Annotated in this window: 26 protein-coding genes, 1 other RNA gene and 1 pseudogene; 7 read left to right on the forward strand and 21 right to left on the reverse strand. The window is 60.9% G+C overall.

The window, feature by feature from the left end; all coding sequences use genetic code 11:
• Positions 1 to 44 precede the first annotated feature (44 nt).
• Both murD and Q0Z71_RS10910 read right to left on the reverse strand, forming a co-directional pair.
• The gene (gene murD / locus Q0Z71_RS10905) at positions 45 to 1,424 is read right to left on the reverse strand and encodes a UDP-N-acetylmuramoyl-L-alanine--D-glutamate ligase (protein WP_298022318.1); all 1,380 of its coding nucleotides are present in this window, start codon (positions 1,422 to 1,424) and stop codon (positions 45 to 47) included.
• A gap of 178 nt (positions 1,425 to 1,602) precedes the next feature.
• Positions 1,603 to 2,493: a hypothetical protein gene (locus tag Q0Z71_RS10910; RefSeq protein ID WP_298022320.1), complete on the reverse strand. Its 891-nt coding sequence runs from the start codon at positions 2,491 to 2,493 to the stop codon at positions 1,603 to 1,605.
• A 109-nt stretch (positions 2,494 to 2,602) separates the two neighbouring features.
• On the opposite strand from Q0Z71_RS10910, the gene rnpB reads away from it, so the two are divergent.
• The 5 genes from rnpB (at position 2,603) to Q0Z71_RS10935 (ending at position 5,427) form a co-directional block, all read left to right on the forward strand.
• An RNA gene (gene rnpB / locus Q0Z71_RS10915) (RNase P RNA component class A) lies at positions 2,603 to 3,141 on the forward strand.
• A gap of 222 nt (positions 3,142 to 3,363) precedes the next feature.
• Complete coding sequence (locus Q0Z71_RS10920) at positions 3,364 to 3,801, forward strand: hypothetical protein (protein ID WP_298022324.1); 438 nt, start codon at positions 3,364 to 3,366, stop codon at positions 3,799 to 3,801.
• 1 nt (position 3,802) lies between these two features.
• Entirely contained in the window at positions 3,803 to 4,321 is a 519-nt protein-coding gene (locus tag Q0Z71_RS10925) for a hypothetical protein (RefSeq protein ID WP_298022327.1), read from the forward strand.
• Positions 4,322 to 4,341: 20 nt separating this feature from the next.
• Entirely contained in the window at positions 4,342 to 4,638 is a 297-nt protein-coding gene (locus tag Q0Z71_RS10930; protein WP_298022329.1) for a hypothetical protein, read from the forward strand.
• Positions 4,639 to 4,668: 30 nt separating this feature from the next.
• Positions 4,669 to 5,427, forward strand: coding sequence for a Shedu anti-phage system protein SduA domain-containing protein (locus Q0Z71_RS10935; protein WP_298022332.1), 759 nt, complete (start codon positions 4,669 to 4,671; stop codon positions 5,425 to 5,427).
• Positions 5,428 to 5,765: 338 nt separating this feature from the next.
• Here the strand turns inward: Q0Z71_RS10935 and Q0Z71_RS10940 are convergent, their stop codons facing one another.
• The 14 genes from Q0Z71_RS10940 to ruvC form a co-directional block, all read right to left on the reverse strand.
• Positions 5,766 to 6,812, reverse strand: coding sequence for a helix-turn-helix domain-containing protein (locus tag Q0Z71_RS10940; RefSeq protein WP_298022336.1), 1,047 nt, complete (start codon positions 6,810 to 6,812; stop codon positions 5,766 to 5,768).
• A 62-nt stretch (positions 6,813 to 6,874) separates the two neighbouring features.
• Entirely contained in the window at positions 6,875 to 7,243 is a 369-nt protein-coding gene (locus tag Q0Z71_RS10945; protein WP_298022339.1) for a DUF6291 domain-containing protein, read from the reverse strand.
• Positions 7,244 to 7,600: 357 nt separating this feature from the next.
• Positions 7,601 to 8,338 (reverse strand): YebC/PmpR family DNA-binding transcriptional regulator, encoded by a 738-nt coding sequence (locus tag Q0Z71_RS10950; RefSeq protein WP_298022342.1) that lies wholly within the window; start codon positions 8,336 to 8,338, stop codon positions 7,601 to 7,603.
• 5 nt (positions 8,339 to 8,343) lie between these two features.
• Positions 8,344 to 9,132: a Nif3-like dinuclear metal center hexameric protein gene (locus tag Q0Z71_RS10955; RefSeq protein WP_298022345.1), complete on the reverse strand. Its 789-nt coding sequence runs from the start codon at positions 9,130 to 9,132 to the stop codon at positions 8,344 to 8,346.
• Entirely contained in the window at positions 9,116 to 9,823 is a 708-nt protein-coding gene (locus Q0Z71_RS10960) for a class I SAM-dependent methyltransferase (RefSeq protein ID WP_298022348.1), read from the reverse strand. Before Q0Z71_RS10960 ends, Q0Z71_RS10955 begins: the two co-directional genes overlap by 17 nt.
• 75 nt (positions 9,824 to 9,898) lie before the next feature.
• Complete coding sequence (locus tag Q0Z71_RS10965; protein ID WP_298022353.1) at positions 9,899 to 10,105, reverse strand: DUF1858 domain-containing protein; 207 nt, start codon at positions 10,103 to 10,105, stop codon at positions 9,899 to 9,901.
• A 284-nt stretch (positions 10,106 to 10,389) separates the two neighbouring features.
• Positions 10,390 to 10,671: a zinc-ribbon domain containing protein gene (locus tag Q0Z71_RS10970; protein WP_213038449.1), complete on the reverse strand. Its 282-nt coding sequence runs from the start codon at positions 10,669 to 10,671 to the stop codon at positions 10,390 to 10,392.
• A 38-nt stretch (positions 10,672 to 10,709) separates the two neighbouring features.
• On the reverse strand, positions 10,710 to 11,351 hold the full coding sequence (locus Q0Z71_RS10975; protein WP_298022359.1) for a sigma-70 family RNA polymerase sigma factor: 642 nt from the start codon (positions 11,349 to 11,351) through the stop codon (positions 10,710 to 10,712).
• Between the two features lie 65 nt (positions 11,352 to 11,416).
• The gene (gene glmM, locus Q0Z71_RS10980) at positions 11,417 to 12,772 is read right to left on the reverse strand and encodes a phosphoglucosamine mutase (protein ID WP_298022362.1); all 1,356 of its coding nucleotides are present in this window, start codon (positions 12,770 to 12,772) and stop codon (positions 11,417 to 11,419) included.
• Between the two features lie 1,005 nt (positions 12,773 to 13,777).
• Entirely contained in the window at positions 13,778 to 14,839 is a 1,062-nt protein-coding gene (gene ruvB, locus Q0Z71_RS10985) for a Holliday junction branch migration DNA helicase RuvB (protein ID WP_298022364.1), read from the reverse strand.
• Positions 14,840 to 14,864: 25 nt separating this feature from the next.
• The gene (locus Q0Z71_RS10990; protein WP_298022368.1) at positions 14,865 to 15,170 is read right to left on the reverse strand and encodes a hypothetical protein; all 306 of its coding nucleotides are present in this window, start codon (positions 15,168 to 15,170) and stop codon (positions 14,865 to 14,867) included.
• A gap of 14 nt (positions 15,171 to 15,184) precedes the next feature.
• Complete coding sequence (locus tag Q0Z71_RS10995; RefSeq protein ID WP_298022371.1) at positions 15,185 to 15,835, reverse strand: suppressor of fused domain protein; 651 nt, start codon at positions 15,833 to 15,835, stop codon at positions 15,185 to 15,187.
• A gap of 15 nt (positions 15,836 to 15,850) precedes the next feature.
• Positions 15,851 to 16,456 carry a Holliday junction branch migration protein RuvA gene (gene ruvA / locus Q0Z71_RS11000; protein WP_298022373.1) on the reverse strand — a complete coding sequence of 202 codons (606 nt, stop codon included), beginning with the start codon at positions 16,454 to 16,456 and terminating at the stop codon, positions 15,851 to 15,853.
• 12 nt (positions 16,457 to 16,468) lie between these two features.
• A complete protein-coding gene (ruvC, locus tag Q0Z71_RS11005) occupies positions 16,469 to 16,978 on the reverse strand; it encodes a crossover junction endodeoxyribonuclease RuvC (RefSeq protein WP_298022376.1) in 510 nt (169 codons plus the stop codon).
• A 201-nt stretch (positions 16,979 to 17,179) separates the two neighbouring features.
• On the opposite strand from ruvC, the gene Q0Z71_RS11010 reads away from it, so the two are divergent.
• On the forward strand, positions 17,180 to 17,308 hold the full coding sequence (locus Q0Z71_RS11010) for a hypothetical protein (RefSeq protein WP_298022378.1): 129 nt from the start codon (positions 17,180 to 17,182) through the stop codon (positions 17,306 to 17,308).
• A 356-nt stretch (positions 17,309 to 17,664) separates the two neighbouring features.
• On the opposite strand, the gene Q0Z71_RS11015 is transcribed toward Q0Z71_RS11010, so the two are convergent.
• The 5 genes and pseudogenes from Q0Z71_RS11015 to fba all read right to left on the reverse strand — a co-directional run bounded on the left by Q0Z71_RS11015 (position 17,665) and on the right by fba (position 22,574).
• Positions 17,665 to 18,378 carry a DUF554 domain-containing protein gene (locus tag Q0Z71_RS11015; RefSeq protein ID WP_298022381.1) on the reverse strand — a complete coding sequence of 238 codons (714 nt, stop codon included), beginning with the start codon at positions 18,376 to 18,378 and terminating at the stop codon, positions 17,665 to 17,667.
• Between the two features lie 406 nt (positions 18,379 to 18,784).
• Entirely contained in the window at positions 18,785 to 20,446 is a 1,662-nt protein-coding gene (locus Q0Z71_RS11020; protein WP_298022383.1) for a glycosyl hydrolase family 18 protein, read from the reverse strand.
• 186 nt (positions 20,447 to 20,632) lie between these two features.
• Positions 20,633 to 21,136: an amidase domain-containing protein gene (locus Q0Z71_RS11025; RefSeq protein ID WP_298022387.1), complete on the reverse strand. Its 504-nt coding sequence runs from the start codon at positions 21,134 to 21,136 to the stop codon at positions 20,633 to 20,635.
• A gap of 57 nt (positions 21,137 to 21,193) precedes the next feature.
• A pseudogene (locus tag Q0Z71_RS11030) lies at positions 21,194 to 21,547 on the reverse strand (helix-turn-helix transcriptional regulator); the annotation flags it as partial.
• 58 nt (positions 21,548 to 21,605) lie between these two features.
• The gene (fba, locus tag Q0Z71_RS11035) at positions 21,606 to 22,574 is read right to left on the reverse strand and encodes a class II fructose-1,6-bisphosphate aldolase (protein ID WP_298022390.1); all 969 of its coding nucleotides are present in this window, start codon (positions 22,572 to 22,574) and stop codon (positions 21,606 to 21,608) included.
• A 240-nt stretch (positions 22,575 to 22,814) separates the two neighbouring features.
• Here fba and Q0Z71_RS11040 point away from each other — a divergent pair.
• Positions 22,815 to 23,155 (forward strand): 6-phosphofructokinase (locus Q0Z71_RS11040; protein ID WP_298022393.1); only part of this gene is annotated, 341 nt, incomplete at its 3' end.

Here is a 23,155-nt window from a genome sequence, read left to right on the forward strand (position 1 = left end):
TCCCCTCCCGGCATCCTATGCGGGAGCGGCTTGGCCCTATGTCCTTACTCCGGCAGGGCGTTCACGATCTCCTTGAATACCCGGCCCCGCTCCATAAAGTTGGCGAAACGGTCAAAGGAGGTGCTGGCGGGGGACAGGATCACCACGTCCCCCTCCCCTGCCCGGCTGTCGGCCAGGGCCACGGCCTGGTGGTAGTCCGCCACGTCCACGATCTCCAGCCCCGCGTAGTTGGGGGCCTGCTCCGCGGACCGGCGGATGACCCCGGCGGTGGCGCCGCAGAGGATCAGCAGCTTGACGTGCTCGTTGACCACCGGGCCGAGGCTCTCATAGGAGATGCCCTTGTCCTTGCCTCCGGCGATGAGGATGACCTTCCGGTCAAAGGAGTTCAGCCCCGCGATGGTGCGGCTGGGGCTGGAGGCGATGGAGTCGTTGTACCACCGGACGCCCCGCCGGGTGCGGATCAGCTCAATGCGGTGCTCCACGCCGCCGAATTCCCGGGCGAAGTCCCGAATGACGCCGTCCGGCACCAGACCGTCCACGGCAGCGATGGCCGCCAGGTAGTTCTCGATATTGTGGACCCCGGGGAGCCTGATGTCCGAGGTCCGCAGGACCTCCCGCTCCTGGTCCCCGCGGCGGGCGATGACGGCTTCTCCTCTTAGGAACACGCCGTCCGCCAGCTCCCGCCTCCGGGAGAAGAGCCGCGCCCGGCCGATGGCCCGGGCGGCCTCCTCCGCCGTCAGGTCATTGTCGGCATTGAACACGGCAATATCCTCCCCCGTCTGGTGTGTAAAGATATTCTCCTTTGCGGCGATATACTCCGCAAAGTCCCTGTGCACATCCAGGTGGTTGGGGGCCAGATTGGTGACCACGGCGATATGGGGGCTGTGGGTCATGGTCATCAGCTGGAAGGAACTCAGCTCCAGCACCGCCACGTCGCCGGGGTCCATCTCCCCGGTCTCCGCCAGCAGCGGGTGGCCGATGTTGCCCCCCAGGTGGACGGTCCTCCCCGCCCGTTTCAAAAGCTCCGCGATGATGGTGGTGGTGGTGGTCTTGCCGTCGCTGCCGGTGACGGCGATCTTCGGGCAGGGACAGACCTCAAAAAAGACCTCCATCTCGCTGGTCAGCAGGCTCCCCCGCGCCACGGCGGCGGTCAGCTCCGGCAGGTCCGGGCGCATGCCGGGGGTGCGGAAAATCACGTCCTCCGTCAGGTCCTTCAAATAGTCCGGCCCCAGGCGCAGCCTGGCGCCCATGGCCTCCAGCTGGTCTCCGATGGCTCCCAGGGCCTCCCGGCTCTTCCGGTCGCAGGCAGTGACGGCCACGCCCCGTTGGCACAGCAGCTGGATGAGGGGCCGGTTGGAGACGCCGATGCCGATGACGGCCACGGTCTTGCCTTGCAGGGCACGCAGATATTCCTCAAATGTCATGGTCTCGCTCCTTATGTCTCCGCCCGAGGGCGGGAAATTGCACATGAAGAAATTATACCGCAAGGACTGGAAAATTACAACGCCGGATGCGGATTTTACCGCTCTGGAAGGAGAAACAGACCCCAGGGCGTTTCCGCCCCAGGGCCTGCCGGATATGGTGATGGTGCGACGGGTCTGGTCAGAACCACAGCATGCCGCTCTCCACGGTCCTGATCAGCTCCTCCTTGGTTTCAAACTGCTCCAGCGAGCCATATTCCAGGCTCTCCCACCCGGTGAAGCCCACCACCCGGCCGTCCACGATCACCAGCATGTTGAGGGCGCTGTTGCCATCCTCGTGGACGCGCAGCTGACTGTCGATGAACGCGCCGCCCGCCAGAATGCCTGCAGGAGGCTCCTCCGGCGGGTCCGCGATGCACACGCAGCCGATGGCATACACCTGGGCGTTCAGGCGCTGGCTTTCCGCCACCTGGGAAAACGCCGTCAGCTCCCGCCGGACGTTGGGATACTGGGGCAGACCGGCCAGATACCCGTCCACCGCTTCCCTGTATGATTCGTAGGCCGCCTGATCGATCTCGCCGTCGGGGGGATCCTGGGCGGTCCGCACCAGCCAGTACAGCGGCCTGTCCTTCACGCAGATGCGGTTTCCCAGCACATTCGCACCGCCCAGGATCTCCACCACATCCTCCTCCAGTCCGGCGTACAGGTACAGCGCGTCGTCGCCGGAATCGCCCAGATAGATGTCCAGCCACCAGATGCTCTCCATATACGGGTCATTGCTGGTCTTATGCGCCACGGTGTTGGCCGCAGCGGCATTCAGTATGGCGGCGATCTCGCTGTTGGAGGGCGCGGCCTCTTCATCCGCAAACCACACCTCCATGATGTCCGCCCCTGTCAGGCCCGCCAGAAAGCCGTCCAGCGTCTCGGGCTGGGCCACCGGCGGACGGGCATCTTCGACAACGGGCGCTGTCTCTGTGGGCGGGGTGTCCTCCGGTTTGGTTTCAGGGGTCTCTGCGCAGCCGGTCAGGGCCAGCAGCCAAAGCGCCAGAAGGTACGCCATGGGTCGTCTCATAAGATCGCCTCCTTGATTGGTGATAATCTATTATACCTGTATTTTCCGGCCAGGGCAAGCGCCGCTTTCTGGTTGACAATCCCCCGTCCATCCTGTACAATAGACACCGCGAGGAAAACAGACAGTCGCGTGGGCAGGCCGAAAGGCCGTCCATGAGGAAAGTCCGGGCTCCACAGGGCAAGGATAACGGGTAACGCCCGCCGAAGGCGACTTCAGGAAAAGTGCAACAGAGATATACCGCCAGTGCGGTTAAACTGTGCTGATAAGGAACATGGAAATTTGCCGCTCCTGCGTATGCAGGCAGGCAAAAAGCGGGGGATAGTGTGAAAGGGGGCCGGCGAGGCCCGCCTTTCACGATTTCAATCAACTCCGCCGCAGCGGCCGATCCCGCAGGGATCGGAAGGTTTCCACCCTTACCGGTGCGGTTTAGCCGCACCGGTAAGGGTGGAAAGGTGCGGTAAGAGCGCACCCGACGGCTGGGAACTGTCCGTCGCTGTAAACTCTATCCGGAGCAACACCGGTATGGGAGCAGGGGGAGACCCCAGGGCTGGCCCGGCCGCTCCCGGGGTGGCTTGAGCGTACCGGCAACGGTGCGTCTAGATAGATGACTGTCAAATACAGAACCCGGCTTACAGTTTTGCTCGCGTTGATATGGCCCCGGTCTCGGAACACGAGACCGGGGCTCTTCTCTTTTTCCCAGGGATGCAATCCTTGAAAAACTTTTATATTATCATATATTTGTTGTCTTTTATCGTATTTTCAACTCAAAATAGTACATGAACTTTTTCCAATATTTTAGCATTCTTATCAATTGATATTTGTGGAAAGGCGGCTTAAAATTGCCCCATACTTGAAATGGAGGTATTGATCATGACGCCTGCCGCCGCATCTATCGACTTCTCCGCAATGGAACTCGTGCCCCACCCCTCCGCATCGCTGAACAGCATGTCGCTGAATGTCAGTGCCAGCGGCCACGTTGCCATGAACCAGCGCCTGTATGAACAGGTGGTCAAGCGGGTGCCCTCCCTGGATCTGGAATTCCGCATCCGCGCGGACTGTACGCTCCTGGCCCTCCGTATCTCCGATTCCCCCACCTACAAATTCCCAAAGGGCGGCCGCATAAAAGACGCGGCTTTCTCCCGCCGGCTGGTGTCCGCCGGGATCTCCCTGCCCGCCCGGTACGCCATGACATGGGATCCAGCGGCCAACGCCTGGGTCGGCACGCTGGAAAACACCGTGCAAAGCTCCATGGCCCGTGCTCTGGAGAAGAGTTTAAAGTCAACCGTCAAGCAGAAAAAGGGGCAGTGATATGAGGAGGCCCCCATTTCGCAGCGGGGAACAGGAACAAATCGACGCCATGATCGAAACGCTGCGCCGCCGGTCCGCCGCCGCACTGGACAAGGAGGAATTTACCAGCGCCGTCTGGCTGGCCTACTATGAGGCCGACAGCTCCTATCATCTGTTTGAGGGCTGCTGCGACTGGGACGCCTACCTGCACACCCGGCTGAATGAAGCCATTGAGGCTTTAAAGTGTGAGCGGAACCGCCGCATGTCGGTGGAGAGCAGATTTTCTTTGAATCAACCGGTGGGCCGGTCCCAAAGGCCCGCCATCGATGTGCTCTTTCCCATGCAGGGCGATTTTACACGGGGCATCGATTTCTGGGACTATATGGAGCGTCTTGGCAGTCCCAAATATAACATGGTCCGGGGCTTTTGCCGCAGGGACAGCGATCAGGAGATCATGACGGACCTGCACATGGCCGCCCCGGAATTCTACCAGCTGAAATGGGAGCTGCAGGCGGACATGTGGAAATACCTGCGCATCTGAGCGACCGATGGGAGGCTTTTTTGAAGATCAATGATTTTATTTTCCGGTTCCGCTGCAAGGGAGTGCTGTCTGCATACGGCATCTGCCGGGTGCGTCTGTTTGTCAATCAACAGGCGGAGGTGTATGCGGTCTTGTCAGAGCTGGATGAAAATCCGTCCGTCTCTGTGACCAACGCGGTGGAGCGGATCTGCGAACAGCTGGTGGACGCCCAAAAAATACCGGCACAGGCGCGGATCATCGAGCACTACCCCCCTGCCAAATTTTTTCCGCAGAGCTTTGACCTGGTGACGCTCCACGGCACCGGCCGGCCGGACTGACAGAGCATCTCCCGCAAAGCTGCGGAGACTTTGCTGGACTGCGGACCGGAGGAGTTTTCCGAAGACGGCCCGGAGGACCCCCGTTTACAGGCGGAGATCCGGCAGGCGCTGGAGGGAACGCCCGCCCTGCAGGTCCTTCGATTTACAGAGCCGCCGGAGGTTTCGGAACGCCGCCTGGAGATCGCGGCGGCGCGGCATACCAGGGCGGAGCTGACGGCCCTTTTGGACGCACGGCCCACAGAACAGGCGCTGGCCGCCTTTTTGAAGGAGGACCCCTCCCTGCTTGCGGAGCGGTACGCCCGTCCCGCTGACGAATACATCTGTTTTTCCGAGTTCCCTGTGGGGGATACGGGGCGCGTGGATTTCGCTCTGCTGACAGGCAGGTCCCGCATGGACGTCTATTTGATCGAGCTGAAGGGCGGGAAGCACGCCCTGCGCCGAACCGACCACTACGGCTCCTTCCGGGCCGCTGTCCAGGAGGGACGGGATCAGCTGGTCCGCCGGGCCTCCTGGGTGGAGCGCCACTATGAGGAATTCTGCCGGTTTGTCCACCAGGTCCGCCGGGCCGTGGAGGCGGGCCAGCGCCCCTACCGTGCCTTTCCCGGCCCCAAACACCGGCTTCTGGTGGATCCGGAGAAGGATATCAAGCTCCATCTGATCCTCATCGGCGGCAGGACAAGCCGGGAGCTGGAGGACAGCCAGGCCCGCCACCGGGAGGATCAGGCCGCCCGGTTCCACATGGAGACCGAGACCTGGGACAGCTGGATCAGAAAGCTGGCACGGGCATGAGATCGTCAACGCAATTATCGTCCATTCACTTGAAAAATCGCATGGGATTTTTCAAGCGGACGATACCCGCTGTGCGTAAAGCGCACAGTGATTGACTATGAAATGCAAATCAAGGCCGCGGTCCGTGGCCTGTCACAGCGCACGCGCGCTGTGACACTTGAAAAGTGATTTGATTATAAAAAGGAGCCTGTGCTCCCTTTCAACTGTGCCGGCTATATTGCCTCTCACCCCACAGCCTGCAAGAAAACGCTGTGGGGTGAGAGGCATATTTTATGGATGCCGGAACCGCTTCCCTGGATACCGCTCCGCAGCGCGGCGCGAGCGGCCCGAAAAGGCTCTCACCCCTCCCACGCGCAGGCCAGCCGCTGCCGGACCTCCTCCGGCACCGTGTCCGGCCAGGTCTCCAGGAGCTCCCCGTCCACCATGTCATAGACGATGTAGGGCTTCTCCGCCCAGCGGGTGCGGATGACGGCCTCGTTCTCGCCGTCGCCGTCCGCGTCCGCGATGGCGGCGTTCAGGCAGTCCTCCACCTGCAGGATGGTCTCCTTCACCGTCTCCGGATAGGGGGAGCTGCCGTCCACTACCTCATTGAGCAGATCCGTATCCAGGGGCTGGCCGTCCTTCTCCACCCAGAAGCGGGCGTCGCAGAGGAAGACCCTGCCCCGGGGTTCGCTGTAAGGGTTGGGGTAGAAGTTCTCAACGGTGAAAAACACCTGGGGATAGCCGAACAGCGGCTGGCACTCCACCTCATAGCTCGCGTCCATGATTCTGCCCACCACATGGCCGAAGGGCTGACAGGACGTGACCACGCCCTGCCGGGTCCAGCGGTTCCAGCGGTAGGACAGCTGGAAGGTGTTCTCATCTCCCCATTCATTGGTCAGCTGGACGGCGGCGAAGTCCACGCCGTCCCCGCACTTCAGCCGCAGCAGATGGTCCCTGTTCCAGGACTCCTCCACATAGAGGTAGTTCACCCCGTCCACGGTCTCCTTCAGTTTGATCGAACTGGTCTCCTCAACGGTCTGGTATGCGGCCGTATGCAGGATCACCAGCGCCGCTGCCAGCAGCAGGGCCAGCGCCGCGATGAGGCGCCTCCACCCCCGCCGTTTTTCCGTGTTTACGCTGTCCCGGGAAATATCAAGCAGTGTCCGCATGGTCTCATCCTCTTCTTTCACCGCCTGCCTGCGGCAGGCCATCAATTCCTCCACGCCCATGTCCAGGGCCGCCGCCAGAGGGTCCAGCAGCGTCACGTCCGGATAGCTCAGGCCCCGCTCCCACTTGCTGACGGCCTTGTCCGTGATGTGGAGCCTTTCCGCCAGGTCCCGCTGGGTCAGGCCCAGGGCCTTCCGGTTTTCCGCGATGAACGCGCCCAGTTTTTCTTTGTTCATGTGCTCACCTCGCCTCCAGTGTACCGCCGGAGCCGCCGAAAGGCAACCGACCAGCGGTAGAATCAGTCCCCCAGCAGGGCTTTTTCCTCCGCCTTCGTGGGGTAGACGTCCACGCCCGGCCCCTGAAAGGCCTGCCGCCGCTCCAGCCGCTTGGCGGCGGAGCGCTGGTAGCTCTTCCGCTTCTCCCCCCATTTCTCCGTGTCCCGGGCGATGGCGTCCGCCATGAAGTAAAAGCACATCAGCGCCCTGGGGGACAGCTCCCTGCACTGGGCCCCCGCCGCGGTGACGTCCATGGGGTGCTCCCGCCCGGCGGCGTTGCCGGCGTACCAGAACAGGCAGGTGAACAGCTGGCCCCGCTCCTCCGGGGTCAGCGTCAGGACATGGGGGTAGGCGTCCAGATATACCACAAAGCTCTTTTTCAGATTCTCCATATTGATTCCTCCTCACAGCTTCCGTCCCCTCCCCTGTGATTCGCATAGTTTCGTGCAACTTTTTGAAAAATTAAGAAGTTTTTCAAAAATCAGGAGGTTTGTGAGAAACCAGGAGGTTTTTCAAAAATTAAGAGGTTTCTGAAAAACTAGGAGGTTTCTGAAAAATTAGGAGAATTCTCCGGTTAAGGTAATGGTTATGGTTATGGTAAAGGGAATGGTGATCGTTTTGGGAAGGGCGGCGGGCATGGTGAAGGGCGCGGCAAACGAGCAAGATAAAACAAAACAAAACTTTTGTTCAGTTTTGGGCAAGAGAAAGGGGAACGGCTTTCGCCGCTCCCCTTTTTGGTATCCAAAGAATCAGTCGTTGTTCCAGTTGTGCCACACGTTCTGCACATCGTCGCTGTCCTCCAGCATGTCGATGAGCTTCTCCATGTTCTTCACGTCGCCCTCGTCGGAGAGCGTGATGTAGTTCTGGGGCACCATCTCGATCTCCGCGCTGGCAAAGACATACCCCTTCCCCTCCAGGGCCTTCACCACGTCGTTGAAGGCGTCGGGGTCGCAGGTGATCTCCAGGGCGGGGCCGTCGGCCTCGAAGTCCTCGGCGCCGGAGTCCAGGGCGTCCATCATCACGGTGTCCTCGTCCAGCTCGCCCTCCTCGTTGTCGATGACGATGACGCCCTTGCGGTCAAAGGACCAGGAGACGCAGCCCTGGGCACCCATGTTGCCGTTGCACTTGTCGAAGGCGTGGCGGACCTCGGGAGCGGTGCGCTGGCGGTTGTCGGTCAGGGCCTCCACGATGACGGCCACGCCGCCGGGGCCGTAGCCCTCGTAGGTGACGGCCTCATAGTTCTCGGTGCTGCCGGCGCCCAGCGCCTTGTCGATGGTGCGCTTGATGTTGTCGTTGGGCATGTTCACGGCCTTGGCCTTGGCGATGACCGTGGCCAGGCGGGAGTTGTTGTTGGGGTCGCCGGAGCCGCCGCCCTCTTTCACGGCCACGATGATCTCCTTGGCGATCTTGGTGAACGCGGCGGAGCGCTTGGCGTCCTGCGCGCCCTTGGTCTTTTGGATATTATGCCATTTAGAATGTCCAGACATGGGTGTTATTCTCCTTCAACATAGTACTGAATGACTTCCCGGTGGGAAGCGGCTTTTTCAACGGTCAGTTCAGGGAACCGGCCGGACAGATACGAGACGAGCTCCGCGCAGATGGGGTCCTCCGTGGGGAAATGCCCCGCGTCGATGAGGTTGATGCCCTTTCCGCGGGCGTCCAGGAACTGGTGGTAGCTCAGGTCGGCGGTGACGAAGGTGTCGCATCCGGCGGCGATGGCGGCGTCCTCAAACTCGCCGCAGGCGCCGCCGCCCACCGCCACCTGGCGGACAGGCCGTCCGGCGTCAGCGTAGCGCACGCCATTGCAGTGGAGGGCCTGGGAGACGAAGCGGACGAAATCCGCCAGGGCCATAGGCTCCAGCAGCAGGCCGCACCGGCCCACCTGGTTGTCGGTGAAGGGCCCAGGGTCAACGAGCTTCAGCGTCTGGGCCAAAACGTCGTTGACTCCCCCCTCGGCGGCGTCCAGATTGGTGTGCATACAGATAGCGGATACGCCATGGCGCAGCAGCTTCAGCAGCAGGTGGCCCTGGGGCGTGTCGTCCCGGACGGTCTGCACCGGCAGCCACCGGCAGTTCATGACGGGATGGTGGGCCACGATCAGCTCACACCCGGCGGCGATGGCCTCGTCCGCCACCGCCTCGGTGATGTCCAGGGCCACGCAGACCCGGGAGACAGGCTGGTCCGGGTCCCCCAGCAGGTGGCCCACATTGTCCCAGTCCATGGCCAGCTCCCGAGGGGCCGCGTCAAACAGGGCCTGTTCAATTTCACGGACAGTTGGCATGGCGCCACTCCTCTCGCATGGCCAGCAGCGCGGTGAGAATGTCCCGCAGCGTGTCGGCTTTTTCGCGGTCCGCGGGGGCGGCGGAGCGGTTCAGGCCCGCCACGGCCCCCTGCAGACGGATGATCTTTTCTATGATGTACCGGTCCCCCAGGGGGTCCCGCAGCAGCTTGGCGCCGCCCCACAGCTGGCCCAGGGAGAGGGTCATCTCCCCCGCCCCGGCCTCTATCACCGGGTAGATGGTGCCCCGGTCCTCCACCAGGGCCTCCCGGACGATGGCATATCCGTGGTCCATCAGGAAGCGCCGCAGCTCCTCCGCCCGGCTCTGGGGCTGGAGCAGCAGGGTGTGCTGCCCGTCCGCCGTCCAGGGCGCGGCGGCCAGGATGGCGGCGATGTTCTCCCCGCCCATACCGGCGATGACGATGGTGTCGGCCTCCTCCGGCCGGATGCCGGTCAGGCCGTTCCCCAGGCGGAAGCCGATGCCCGCCGCCCCGTAGGTCCGGCCGGTCTCTCTGGCCCGTTCCAAAGGCCCCCTCCGCAGGTCGCTGGCAATGGCAGAGGTCACGCGGCCATGGAGCGTCAGCCACACAGGCAGGTAGGCGTGGTCCGTGCCAACATCAGCGAGCTTTGCGCCGGGAGGCACCCAGCCGGCGATCAGGGCCAGGCGCGGGGTGAGTTCCAAGTGTCTTGCCATCAGCATTCCCTCTGTCGCGGACTCCGCGGAAGGACGCATACGGTCACCCGTATGCGTCCCGGCAGGCAGTCTCATTTACTGGGCCTTGTTGGCCTCCTCATTCACCAGGGCCAGCAGCTTGTCCACGTCCACGCCGTGGACCATGCAGGCCTCCTCCACAGTCTCGCCCCGGGAAGAGGGGCAGCCCAGGCAGTGCATGCCGATGGACAGGAAGATGGGAGCGGTGTGGGGGGCAATGTCCAGAATATCACCAATGATGGTGTCTTTTGTGATCTCGATCATGGGAAAGTTCCTCCATTCCAAATTTCAACGGGAAATAACCGTGTCGCGGGTATTATACTCTATTATAGGCGTGAATTCAATAGAAGATCCAAGAAAACTGCAGATTTTTTTGAAAAAACGCGGCCCTCCATGGGGGCGGAGAAGCCCGCAGCCGCGGCGCGGATGCCCCCTCCCCTGCCCATGACCGGCGGACAACGTCCCTCCACCCAGGCGGAGGCAAAAAAACAGCGTCCGCTTTCGCGGACGCCGTTCCTCTGCAAGAAACAAAACCTGAAATCAGTTTGTTATCTCTGCTGCTCGCGCATCTTGGCGAAGCACTCGCTGCAATACACGGGACGGTCAGACTTGGGCTCGAAGGGAACCTTGGCCTCGCCGCCGCAGGCAGCGCAGACAGCGGTGAAGTACTCGCGAGGGCCGCGGGCGGCGTTCTTGCGGGCGTCACGGCAGGCCTTGCAGCGCTGAGGCTCGTTCTGGAAGCCGCGCTCAGCATAGAACTCCTGCTCACCGGCGGTAAACACGAACTCCTGGCCGCACTCTTTGCACACTAAAGTCTTGTCTTCGTACATGATTTTACCCTCTCTTTGAAAAGAAAAATATATTGCGTTCAGCTTCTGCTGAAATCGCCGGAAAGTAGCTGCTGTGCCACCTTGCGTCGAATGCGCTGCACAGCGTTGTCCACGGACTTTGGGGGCTTGCCTACCGTTCTGGCAATTTCCCTGCATGAAAGACCGTCTAAATAGTACCCCAAAATCTTCGCTTCAAATTCGGACAACTGTTTCCGGACACCGGATAAGAGGGCTGCTGTGTGCTCCCTGTCGATCAGAAAATCTTCAGGGTTTCGCTGCGCCAAGTTATTGGTACCAGAGGTGTAGGAATGACTGTCAAATTCGGGAGTATCCAGAGAAACCGACTGATTAAGCGCCTTGTGCTTATCCCGCGCCGCGGCACGGAGAACGGAATACAGCCGGTTACGAATGCAGATTTCTGCAAAGGTCCGGAAGGACGCCTCTTTTTCGGCATCGTATTCACGGACCGCCTTGATGAGCCCCACCATCCCCTCCTGGGTCAGGTCCTCGCTGTCGCCCCCCACCAAAAAGAAGGGGCTCGCGCAGGTGCGGACGAACCGGATGTACCGGGTGACCAGCGTCTCCTCCGCCGTGCGGTCTCCGGAGGCCGCCAGACGGCATAGGTCCTCGTCCCGCAGATGCTCCAATGATAGGATTTGGTTCTCACAAGATTTGCTCATATGGTATTATACCTGTCTACTCCATGAAATGTCAAGTAAATGTTAAAAATTAACGGAAAAAAACCTTAAAAATTTTGGGATTTTATAAAATCTGCCAGACGGCCGGCCACGTTCTCCGCGATTTCGGTGGTTTTTGCCTCCACCATGACCCGGATCAGCGCCTCCGTGCCGGAGGCCCGGACCAGCACCCGGCCCGCGCCCGCCAGGGCCTCCTCCTCCCGCTTCACGGCCTCTGCCAGCTCCCGGGAGGCCATGATCTGCTCCTTCACGCCGCCGCTGTGGGGGACCTCCACATTGACGAGCACCTGGGGATAGGCGGCGCAGATGGACGAGAGCGCGCTGGCCCGTTCCCCGGACCGGGCCAGGACCTGGAGGAACTGGAGGGCGGTCACCTCGCCGTCGCCGGTGGTCTCCAGGGCGGTGAAGATGGTGTGGCCGGACTGCTCGCCGCCGATGCGGCAGTCTCGGCGGAGCATCTCCTCCAGCACGTTGCGGTCGCCCACGGCGGTGCAGATCAGGTCGATGCCGTTGTTTTTGCAGAACTCGTGGAGGCCCAGGTTGCTCATCACCGTGGCCACAACGGCGTTGCCGTTGAGCTGGCCCCGGCGCTTCATGTCCAGGGCGCAGACGGCCATCACCTTGTCGCCGTCAATGGTGTTCCCCTGCTCATCCACCAGCAGGCAGCGGTCCGCGTCGCCGTCAAAGGCCACGCCGATGTCGTAGCCGCCCTTCACCACCATGGCGGACAGATCCTCCAGATGGGTGGAGCCGCAGCGGCTGTTGATGTTCACGCCGTCCGGGTCCCGGTGGAGGAAGTCGGTGTGGGCCTTGAAGCGGCCGAACAACTCCGGTGCGGTGGCGCTGGCGGCGCCGTTGGCGCAGTCCACCAGGATCTTCAGGCCCGCCAGGTCGGACTCGATGGTGGAGGCCACAAAGTCGATGTAGTGCCGCTTCAGCTGGCGCATGCCGTGGTGGCGCACGCCGATCTCTCCCCGGGTTCGGAGCTTCATGGGCGCGTCCGAGAGGATCTTCTCCTCGATGCGGGCCTCCACGTCGTCGGAGAGCTTATAGCCCTGGCCGCTGAAGACCTTGATGCCATTGTGCTCATAGGGGTTGTGGCTGGCGGAGATGACGATGCCCGCGTCGGCCCGCTCCTGCCGGGCCAGGTACGCCACGGCGGGGGTGGGGATGGCGCCCACCGGCTTCACGTCGCCGCCCACGGAGCAGATGCCCGCTATCAGGGCGGATTCCAGCATGTCGGAGGAGATGCGGGTGTCCTTGCCGATGACCACGGTGGGGCGGCTCCCCTTCTCCTCCATCAATACGGTGCCCACGGCCTGCCCCACGCGGAAGGCCAGGTCCGCCGTCAGATTCTCACCCACGACGCCGCGGATGCCGTCAGTTCCAAACAGTTTGCCCATAGTGTGATTTCCCTTCTATGTTTGATATTGTTATTGAAACCCAGGCGGCGGATGCCGCGCAGGTGTTGATCTCAGTTTATTTCATATATTCCGCAAAGATCTCTGGATATTCCAATGCACCCCCCGTTTTCTTTTCCGGCAGGAAAAGAAAACGGGCCGTGCACGGTCCAAAAGAAAAGGGCTTTTGGTGTCCAACTTTGCCCCTTTGGGGTAAAGTTGGACGGACGGGGGTTGGTGGTTTAGATGTGCCACTAAGTCCCGGAAGCCTTCTGCCGGGTGCGCTATACAGGGTACGAATTTTGAACTGCATCGCCGCATTTGGGGGCTTGGGTGCAGATTCGGGGGTGGTCATCGGAAGGCTTTTACCGCTGGCCTCGTGTGTTCCGCTTCGCTACACACTGCCTGGGCGGGTGAATCGGCCCCTGGCGGGTGCGCCGGACTGGATACGAGGGTAAGGAGTACGTGCCCGCATTTGGGGGCGTGGGTGCAGATTTGGGGTGGTCATCGGAAGGCTTTTACCGCTGGCCCCGTGTGTTCCGCTTCGCTGCACACTGCCTGGGCGGTTAAATTGGCTTTCGCCGGGTGCGCTGTACCGGGTGCAAGTTTAGAACTGTGCCGCCGCAGGCATTTCCGCAAGGAATCAAAGAGCGGCAGCGACAAGCGCCGCTGGTCCTTTCAATCTTTGCCTGATCCCGCAATTCCCATTCGCGTGGCGCAAGGCCAAAAGATTCAGCAAGACTGTGCCCGCGCCCAACGCTGAATCCAGCCTCGACCTCCATCGGTCTCTTTCTGGGACCCCACGTTTCGTCCACAATTGGCCCGATGGGCCAATTGTGGACACAAAAGCGCCTTTTCTTTTGACCGTGAACGGCCGTTTTCTTTTCGGCGCAACCGAAAAGAAAATGGGGGTTCATTCCCGTGCCGCAAAGCGGCACATCCCCCGTCTCCGCCATCCACGCCTTCCTCCTGGGCCTGCGGACCGGCCGGGGCCTGCCGCAGTAAGCCTCACAGCGTCAGCTGGTCCATGGGGCTCTCCGGCATCGCGCCGCCGGGGATGGGCTTGTGCAGGTGCTGGTACGCCTTCTGGGTGACGCACCGCCCCCGGGGCGTCCGGGTCAAAAAGCCCAGCTGCATCAGGTACGGCTCGTACACGTCCTCCAGCGTCACCGCCTCCTCGCCGATGGTGGCGGCCAAGGTCTCCAGGCCCACGGGGCCGCCGTTGTAGTTCTCGATGATGGCACCCAGCATCCGGCGGTCCACCGGGTCCAGGCCCAGATAGTCGATTTCCAGGGCGCACAGGGCCCGGTCCGCCACGTCCTTGGTGATGACGCCGTCGGCCTTCACCTGGGCGAAATCCCGCACCCGCCGGAGCATCCGGTTGGCGATCCGGGGGGTGCCCCGGCTGCGGCGGGCGATCTCATAGGCGCCCTCGGGGACGATGTCCACATTCAAAATGCCCGCGCTGCGGGTGACGATTTCCGCCAGCTCCTCGGGGGTGTACAGCTCCAACCGCAGCGTCACGCCGAACCGGTCCCGCAGGGGTGCGGACAGCTGCCCCGCCCGGGTGGTGGCGCCGATGAGGGTGAACCGGGGCAGGTCCAGCCGGATGGAGTTGGCGCTGGGGCCCTTGCCCACGATGATGTCCAGGGCGTAGTCCTCCATGGCGGGGTACAGGATCTCCTCCACGGAGCGGTTCAGCCGGTGGATCTCGTCCACAAAGAGGATGTCCCCCTCGTTCAGGTTGGTCAGCAGAGCCGCCAGGTCTCCGGGCTTTTCGATGGCGGGGCCGGAGGTGATGCGGATGTTGACCCCCATCTCCTGGGCGATGATGCCCGCCAGCGTGGTTTTGCCCAGGCCCGGAGGGCCGTGGAGCAGCACGTGGTCCAGGGACTCCTCCCGCTTCCGGGCGGCCTGGATAAAGATGGAGAGGTTCCCCTTGGCCTTCTCCTGGCCGATGTATTCCTTTAAGGTCCTGGGGCGCAGGGAGACCTCGCCGCTGTCCTCCTCCAAAAAGGTCTTGGCGACGATAGGCTCCTCGTAGATGTCGTTTCCAAAGTCGATGCTCATGGATCCACTTTCCTTCTCAATAGAATCATGCGCCAATGTGGAAGAGGAAATATAAGAAAGCATAGTCTATCGTAAGGGGAAGGAGCGAGGCAATCAGCCATATACGCAGATTCTTGCCCAATTCTTGTTTTCGCTCTTTTTCAAAATCGTATAGAAAATTCTCTCTTTCTTCCTGCCGCAATTTTTCCCATTCCTGAATATCCGATATTTTTACAAGGACAAAGATAAAAATATAAATGCCATAAAGCATAGCTCCACCATTTCCTCCGGCGGCTGACGGATGCGCGGCTCCTCCGGCTCTGGGCCGGACTGGGCGCACACCTGCTTCCATTGCTCCCGGTGCGCCTACCTTACGCTCTCCCGGGTGTAATCGGTCACATCCCCGATCATTTCCACCAGCTCCCGGACCCGGAGCTTCTTGTCTATAATGGCTTTCAGCTCGGCGTCCGTGGCGCCGATCAGCTTGACAAAGTCCACCTTGCCGTTGGGGGTGTCGATGGTCCCGGCCTCGTCCAGCGCGGTGACAAAACCGGTGAGCTTGGACTCCTGACCGATGTCCATGCCGGTGGTCTGGCCGGTATAGATGTACTCATCGGGGAAAAACTGCTCTCCCTTTTCAAAGGTGAGCCGGGCCAGGGCGTTGAAGATCCCCACGATATTCTGCTGCTCCCGCAGCTCGTCCCCAAGCCCCTCCTTGCGCAGTTTCAGGGTGAATTCCAGGCCGTAGCCGCTGTACTCCGGGTCCTTTCCCTCTTTCTCATACAGGTCGGACAGGCCGTAGGTGACGAAGTGGAAGCAGTCCCCGCCGTCATAGACGCTGACGCCCTGGAGCGGGTCGGGACCGCCCAGCCGCCAGGGGATCAGGCAGCCGAAGTGCCGGGGATTCTCCTGGCCGGGGTACAGCTTTTCAAAGGCGGCGGTAATGGCATCCCAGCCCACAGGGTCCGGAAGCTCCTCGTGATCTCTCTTTTCCGTCATGTTTTCCTGCGTGTCCATTTGGTTTCCTCCTGATCACTTCACCATCTTCTTCAGGCTCTGCCGGATGATCTCCTCCAGGGGCAGGTTCTCCACATCCACGCCCTTGAGGGCCATCTGGACCTCCTGGCTGGTGTAGCCCAGCACCGCCAGCGCCTGGGCGGCCTCTGTGGCCTTATTTGTAAAGGCAGGGACATTCACAGCCGCTCCGCCGGAGAAGTCCAGTCCGGTGGTGGCGGACTCCTTGGCCATCTTGTCCTTCAGCTCCAAAATGATCCGCTGGGCGATCTTCTTGCCGATGCCCGGCGCCATGGTCAAAGTCTTGGCGTCCTCGGTCACGATGGCCATGGCCAGGGCTTCCGGTGTGGCGGAGGACAGGATGGCAAGCGCCGCCTTGGGTCCCACGCCAGACACGCCGAGGAGCAGCTTGAAGCTGTTCAGCTCGTTCTGGGTGGCGAAGCCGTAGAGGTCGAACACGTCCTCCCCCACATTCAAATAGGTGTACACCCTTCCCCGCTGGCCCTTTTTCAGGCCGGACAGGGTGTTGTTGGTGGTCTTGCAGGCGTAGCCCACACCGCCGCAGTCGATGACCGCCAGGTATGGCAGCAGCTCCGCCACCGTGCCGTCCAAATAGTAAAACATGAACCTCTCTCCTTAAACCGTCTCTTTCACGGCCCCTGTCTGTGGGAGCCGTGAAGTAAAACTCCTTGCATGGCAGATCGCCAGCGCCAGCGCGTCCGCCGCGTCATCCGGCCGGGGGACGGCTTTCAGCTTCAAGAGCCGCTTCGTCATGTCCATCACCTGCCGCTTTTCCGCCTTGCCGTAGCCCGTCACCGCCAGCTTCACCTGGGAGGGGGTGTACTCATGCAGGGGCACGCCGCACTTCTCCGCGGCGCAGAGGATGACCCCCCGCCCGTGGGCCACGGCGATGCCGGTGGTGATGTTGGTGTTGAAGAACAGCTCCTCGATGGAGATCACATCCGGCTTCAGCTGGCCGATCAGCTCCTCCATATCGCAGCTGATCTGGTACAGGCGCCTGGACAGGGGCAGGCCCGCCGGGGTGGTGATGGCCCCGTAGGTCTCCATATGCACTTGTCCCCGGTCCGCCTCCACCAATCCAAAGCCGATGGTGGCGAAGCCGGGATCGATGCCCAAAATACGCATGGCGCTCCCCTTCCGGTCTGCATTCCCTCTCAGTATAGCAAATCTCCGGAAGATGCGCAACAGATAAAAAACAGACTCCCTTTTACTCTAAGTGTTGCTGAAATATAACTCCGGCAGTTTCACCAACCATGGATTGAAATCCAAAATTGACCGTGATATAATCAGAATGACAAATCGGAATTTGAAAGGAGAATATCTTTTATGAAAAAAGTGATTTTAGGCTCTGTAATGATTCTTGCTGGATTACTCTCTGCTGCTGTCCTTCTTGCAGGAACTATGGCTAACGACTGGACAATAAACGGGCAACTTTCTTCATTTTGGAATATGTAGCAGTATGGACTTATACCCGTATTCTACACTTTTATTGGTATTGCGATTATAGGATTTGCTATTGCAATATGGGGAATATTTGAGAAAAAGAACTAACATATCAAATTCCAGTTTACAGGGCAGTTATCTATTGAGGGTAACTGCCCATTTGGTCATTTTGACAGAAAATTTGGAAAATAGAGCAGTAGCGACACCAAAGGTAAAAGGGAGAAAACAGATGTTCCCGTCCGCGCTGTGCGGGTGCAGGCGCTCCGGTGGTCCCGCAGGGACTCCCGCAGACGGCAGGGGCCGTTTTGCCCGATCCCCGCCCCAAATATCAGGGCCGGGGAGAGATCTCTCCCCGACCCTGTTTTATGCTATCCCAGCAGCGGAGCGACGCAGTTGGTCCACAGCGCGCTGAAGGGCATGACCAGCACCATGGCCGGGATCATGTCCGCGATGGGAAATTCCTGAATTTTGGAGATGCGCAGGCCTGTGGCGATCAGCAGAAAGCCGCCGCAGGCCTTGAAGTCCCCGATCATGGCGGGGGTGGTCAGGGGAAAGACGGCCTTTGCCGCCAGAAACAGGCAGGAAAAGATCACCGCCTGAGGCACGGCCACCAGGGACACCACGATGCCCAGGCTGCACGCGAACACCATGGCCGTGAAAAAGTCCAGGATGGACTTGGAGATCAGGATGGTGGCGCTGCCGGTCATGCCAGCGTCCAGGCATCCGTAGATGCCGGTGCCGCTGGAGCAGAACAGCACGATGGCCGTCACCAGCAGGGACAGGTCGCCGCCGCGCTGCGCGCCCAGGAGTTTTGCCGCGGGCCGCTGCATCAGGCCCGCGCCCCTGGCGATCCGGTCCCCCACATGGAGGGCCAGGCCCAGGGCCGTGCCCACCACCACGGCCAAGATCACCGGAGGCATGTTCTCCATCAGAATGATGGACGAGATGCCCATGCCCATGGAGCACACGCCGAAGCTGATATTCAGCTTGTGGATGAAATCCTGGGAGAGCCTGCTCCCAAACAGCGTGCCGCAGACGCCGCCCAGTGCCACGGCCAGCACATTGATGACGATGCCGGTCAAAGAAAAGCCCCCTCTGTCTCTTTACAAAATCGCCACCATTATACCAGCCGCTTCCGTATTTGACAATACATTCCCGATTTCTGTGCTCCTCTGTGCAGTGAGATTACAATACATATTGGACAGCTGAATGAAAAGGATGAAGGACAGAGCCTCATCGGCTACGGCTGCGTTGCCACACAGCCGCCTGACGAGGGGAGGCTCTATCCTTCATGAACAAGCGTATATACCATGAGGCCCCGCCATTGGGTCTCGCTGTCCGATCTGTTGAAAAGCTTACAGAAAACGCATAGCAGAGAAGCCTTGCCGTTGGAAAAACCAAGTGTTGAACAGGGCTTTTGCGTCACCGCAGGAGACGGCGCAGATGCCGGGCACTATGGCATCCCGGTTTTCCATGCGCTCATTCTTTTCACTTCTTCAAAATATTCGTCCAGTTCCAATCGCTGTACGCCGGGATGGTGCCCAGACGCCAGACGGAGACGCCTGTGATGCCCAGCAGCTTGGCGGCGTTCACCTTGGCCTGGACGCTGCGGCCGTCCTCATACAGCACATACCAGCGCTCCCCGTTCTCCGTGGTGTAGATGGCGTAGCGGTTGTGGTAGGTGCCGGACCAGCCGTGGACCGTGTCCGCCTGGGTCAGGCGGCGGTACACTGTCTCGTTGATGGGATATATCGGCGTGCCGGACAGCAGCTTCCCGTTGGCATCCACCTGCCAGGCGATGTTCTTGCAGCTGAAGCCCAGGGCGATCTTGGAGAGGTCCCGGACGCCGGTGTTTTTGTCCGTGATGGCCTGCATGGACATGTACACCTGTCCCAGCGGCGCCGAGGCGGTGGTCTTTTGATAGTCAGACCCCTCGAAGCCGGACAGGTCTCTGGCGTCGTAGTCGTGGGCCATCAGGATGACCTTGTCCGCCAGATCGCCGATGGCCCGGTAATCGTAGCCGTCGTAGTAGGCGCCTGTGGTCAGCACCGGCGCCACGCAGACATACAGGGACTTGCCCTGCCGGCGGAGCCGGGCGGACAGCTCCTGCAAAAACGCGGTGAAGTCGTCCCGCTGGGCGGCCCGCAGGCCCTCAAAGTCGATGGTAACGCCGCTGTACGGATTGCGGCCAATGGCGTTGTAGGAGACCGTCAGCTCCGCCATGATCTCCTCCACAGCCTGGGCGCGGCCCCCGGTGGAGGCCAGCATGTCCCGCAGACCGCCGGAGGTATCCATATACACCTCCAGATGCAGAGCCTTCCCCTGGCTTTGCAGGCGGTCCGCCACCTCCTGATAGCCGGTGGGCACATAGTACTCGTTCTGGTTGGCGGAGGTGGTGGCCAGCTTCGCCGCGGAGCCGTCCCAGGTCATCCGGCTCCAGCCGGCGCTGACGGCGTCCATGGAGTCCGTCAGGGACAGTTGGCTGTAAGACGAGATGGCGTAAAAGCCGTGGACCCAATCGGTCCGCTGTTTCAGCTTTTCATAGATCCGCACCAGCATGGCCGCCGCCTGGGCACGGGTGGCGTGGTTGTCGGGCGCGAAGGCGGTGGCGGAGATGCCGTTGGTCATGCCGATGGCATAGGCCACGGAGATGTACCCCCTGCCGGACGTCACGTCCGTAAATGGCAAGGTATTCTGCTTTTCAGCGATTGCGGCCGCTTCCTTCAGGCCCAGCGCCCGCACCAGGATCTCGGACATCTCGGCACGGGTGACGGGGTCATTGGGCCGGAAGGGCCGGTCCGTGTCCACCACGTCGTATTCCACCGCGAAGAGGATGGCCTCCAGATAGGTGCCGGACATCGTGTCCGGTACCCGCATGGCCGCGGGGATCTGGGGCACCGTGCCGTGCACGCCCTCGAACCACCCCAGCATCCGGCCCACCGCAGTCACGAACTGGACGCGGGTCATGGAGTCGGAATAGCCGAACCTTCCGGCGCTGTATCCGTTCATCAGTCCGTAGCTGGAGGCCTTCTGCACCTCCGCCGCCAGAGCGCTTCCGGCGGGGACATCCGAATACGCCGCGGCGGCCATGGGCGCCGCCAGCGCCGCCGTCAGCGCCAGCGCCAGCAGGCAGGACAAAACCTTTTTCATGGAAGTCATCTTCCTCTCTTTTCCTTTGTATGGACCGCATGGTATCCCGCCATTGCATCATCTCTGCATCCTGGGGCGCCATGCGGCAAAAAAAACCATTATTCGCTGATATTTTATAATAACATCACAGCTGGAAAATTTGTGAACAAATTATAAAAGATGCCTCCCCCGGCGGCCAAGGTGCGTTCAGGGCCGTATGGTGCCCGTGATGTGCAGAAAACGGCTCTGCCGGAACTCATAGGTGGACAGGGGCCGGTTGTCGGCGTCGTAGCTGTGGGCCGCCACCAGCACGTTTTCCGGCGTGATGGGAAAGCCCACAGAGACCACAATGGGCGAATGCTGGAAATCCTCCCCCTTGAAGGACAATTGGATCAGGTCTCCGGGCCGCAGGTCCTCCAGGGCGCAGGGCTCGCCCACCGGACCCACGGATGGGCCCCGGCGGGTCAGGAAATTCCAGAGGTACGGCACCCCCGTCCAGGCGGGAGCCTTCTGGTTGGCGTCGATGTAGTACCAGCCGAACGTCGGCGTGAAGTTCATGACGCCGCTGCCTGCGAAAATACACTGGGACGCGAAATTCGTACAGTCGCCGCCCAGCTTTTCATAGTCGTAAAACGCCGGATTCCTGCCGTAGGCCCACCGGTGGGCGTACAGCACCGCCGCCTTCCGGTCATAGTCCTGGGTAAAGCGCATGGTATCCCCCTCCTCTTCTCACCCCAGCCTATGCGGAGGGGCGCCGCGGGGTGCGGATCATGGGGAGCGCCGCCGTTTCAGGGGGTTCCACGGCAGTTCATAATGCAGGCGGAGTGCCTTTACACTCATTACCAGAAAAGGAACAGCGGAGATCTGACCCACAAAAAGTCCCAGGCCATGTGGAACGCCGGACAGGAGCCTTGGCAGGACCCAGACGCAGCATAGTGTCAGCAGGTCCGGGACCAGAAGCGGCTTCACCGCCCCGTTCTCCCGGGTATCATAACGCCAGTTCAGCCGGCTGACCGCCAGCACATTTTCCGGATCCGGCGCCACCTCGCCCAGTTCCCAGCGGGAGACAGCCTGACGGGAGACACGCAGTTTCCGGGCCAGAGTCTCCTGACTGTATCCTCGCTCTTTGCGAAAAAGAAGAGGCGCTTTCGCGCCTCCTCTTTGAACCGTTCGTTTTTTCTTAGAACGCCTTGTGGTCGCAGCCCAGAACGTCCACGATCTTGTGGGACACCATGTCCTTGATCGCCTGACGGGCGGGCTTCAGGTACTGGCGGGGATCGAAGTGGTCGGGATGCTCGGACATATACTTGCGGATGCTGGCGGTCATGGCCAGACGCAGGTCGGAGTCGATGTTGATCTTGCAGACGGACATGGTGGCGGCCTTGCGCAGCTGCTCCTCGGGGATGCCCACCGCGTCGGGCATGTTGCCGCCGTTCTCGTTGATGATCTTCACAAACTCCTGGGGCACGGAGGAAGAGCCGTGCAGGACGATGGGGAAGCCGGGCAGGCGCTTGGAGACCTCCTCCAGCACGTCAAAGCGCAGCGGGGGCGGGACCAGGATGCCCTGCTCGTTGCGGGTGCACTGGGCGGGGGTGAACTTGTAGGCGCCGTGGCTGGTGCCGATGGCGATGGCCAGAGAGTCGCAGCCGGTCTTGGACACGAACTCCTCCACCTCCTCGGGATGGGTGTAGGAGGAATCCTCGGCGGAGACCTTCACCTCGTCCTCCACGCCGGCCAGGGTGCCCAGCTCGGCCTCGACCACCACGCCGTGGTCATGGGCGTACTCCACGACCTTCTTGGTGATCTCGATGTTCTCGGCGAAGGGCTTGCTGGATGCGTCGATCATGACGGAGGTGAAGCCGCCGTCGATGCAGCTCTTGCAGGTCTCAAAGCTGTCGCCATGGTCCAGATGCAGGCAGATGGGCAGGCCGGTCTCGATGACGGCGGCCTCCACCAGCTTCATCAGATAGGTGTGGTTGGCATAGGCGCGGGCGCCCTTGGACACCTGCAGGATCAGAGGGGCTTCCAGGTCCTTGGCGGCCTCGGTGATCCCCTGCACGATCTCCATGTTGTTGACGTTGAAAGCGCCGATGGCGTAGCCGCCGTTGTATGCTTTCTTGAACATCTCGGTAGAAGTAACCAGTGGCATAACGATCATCTCCTATTTTATTTTGTCCCGTCCGCGGTCCCCCGCGCTCCCGCCCGGAAAAGGCGTTCGTTAACGGATTGTCAAATCCGGGGAATCAAACAGACGAAAACGATTTTCTTTTATGATAATATCACAAAAAAATTAAAATGCAAGTATTTACAATTCTTTTTTTCAATGATATGATAAGTACGCTAATTTACCCAAAGGAAATCAACATATTTTTTATAGGAGGCTTTTCCCATGAGTGAGCTGAAAGGCGCATGCATCGTCGGCCAGTCCGGCGGTCCTACTTCCGTCATCAACGCCAGTGTGTACGGCGTTGTGGACACCGCTTTGAAGAACCCCAACATCACCCGCGTCCTGGGCGCGGAGCACGGCATCAAGGGCGTTTTGAACGACCGCCTGTTCGATATGGGTCAGGAGGACCCCGCCGAGCTGGAGCTGCTGAAGTACACGCCCTCCTCCGCCCTGGGCTCCTGCCGCTATAAGATGGCCGATCCCGATGTGGACGACACCGACTACAAGCGCATCCTGGAGATCTTCAAGAAGTACGACGTCCGCTATTTCTTCTACAACGGCGG

The organism is uncultured Dysosmobacter sp. (assembly GCF_947631635.1).
In the GTDB taxonomy this organism is placed as follows: Bacteria; Bacillota; Clostridia; order Oscillospirales; family Oscillospiraceae; genus Oscillibacter.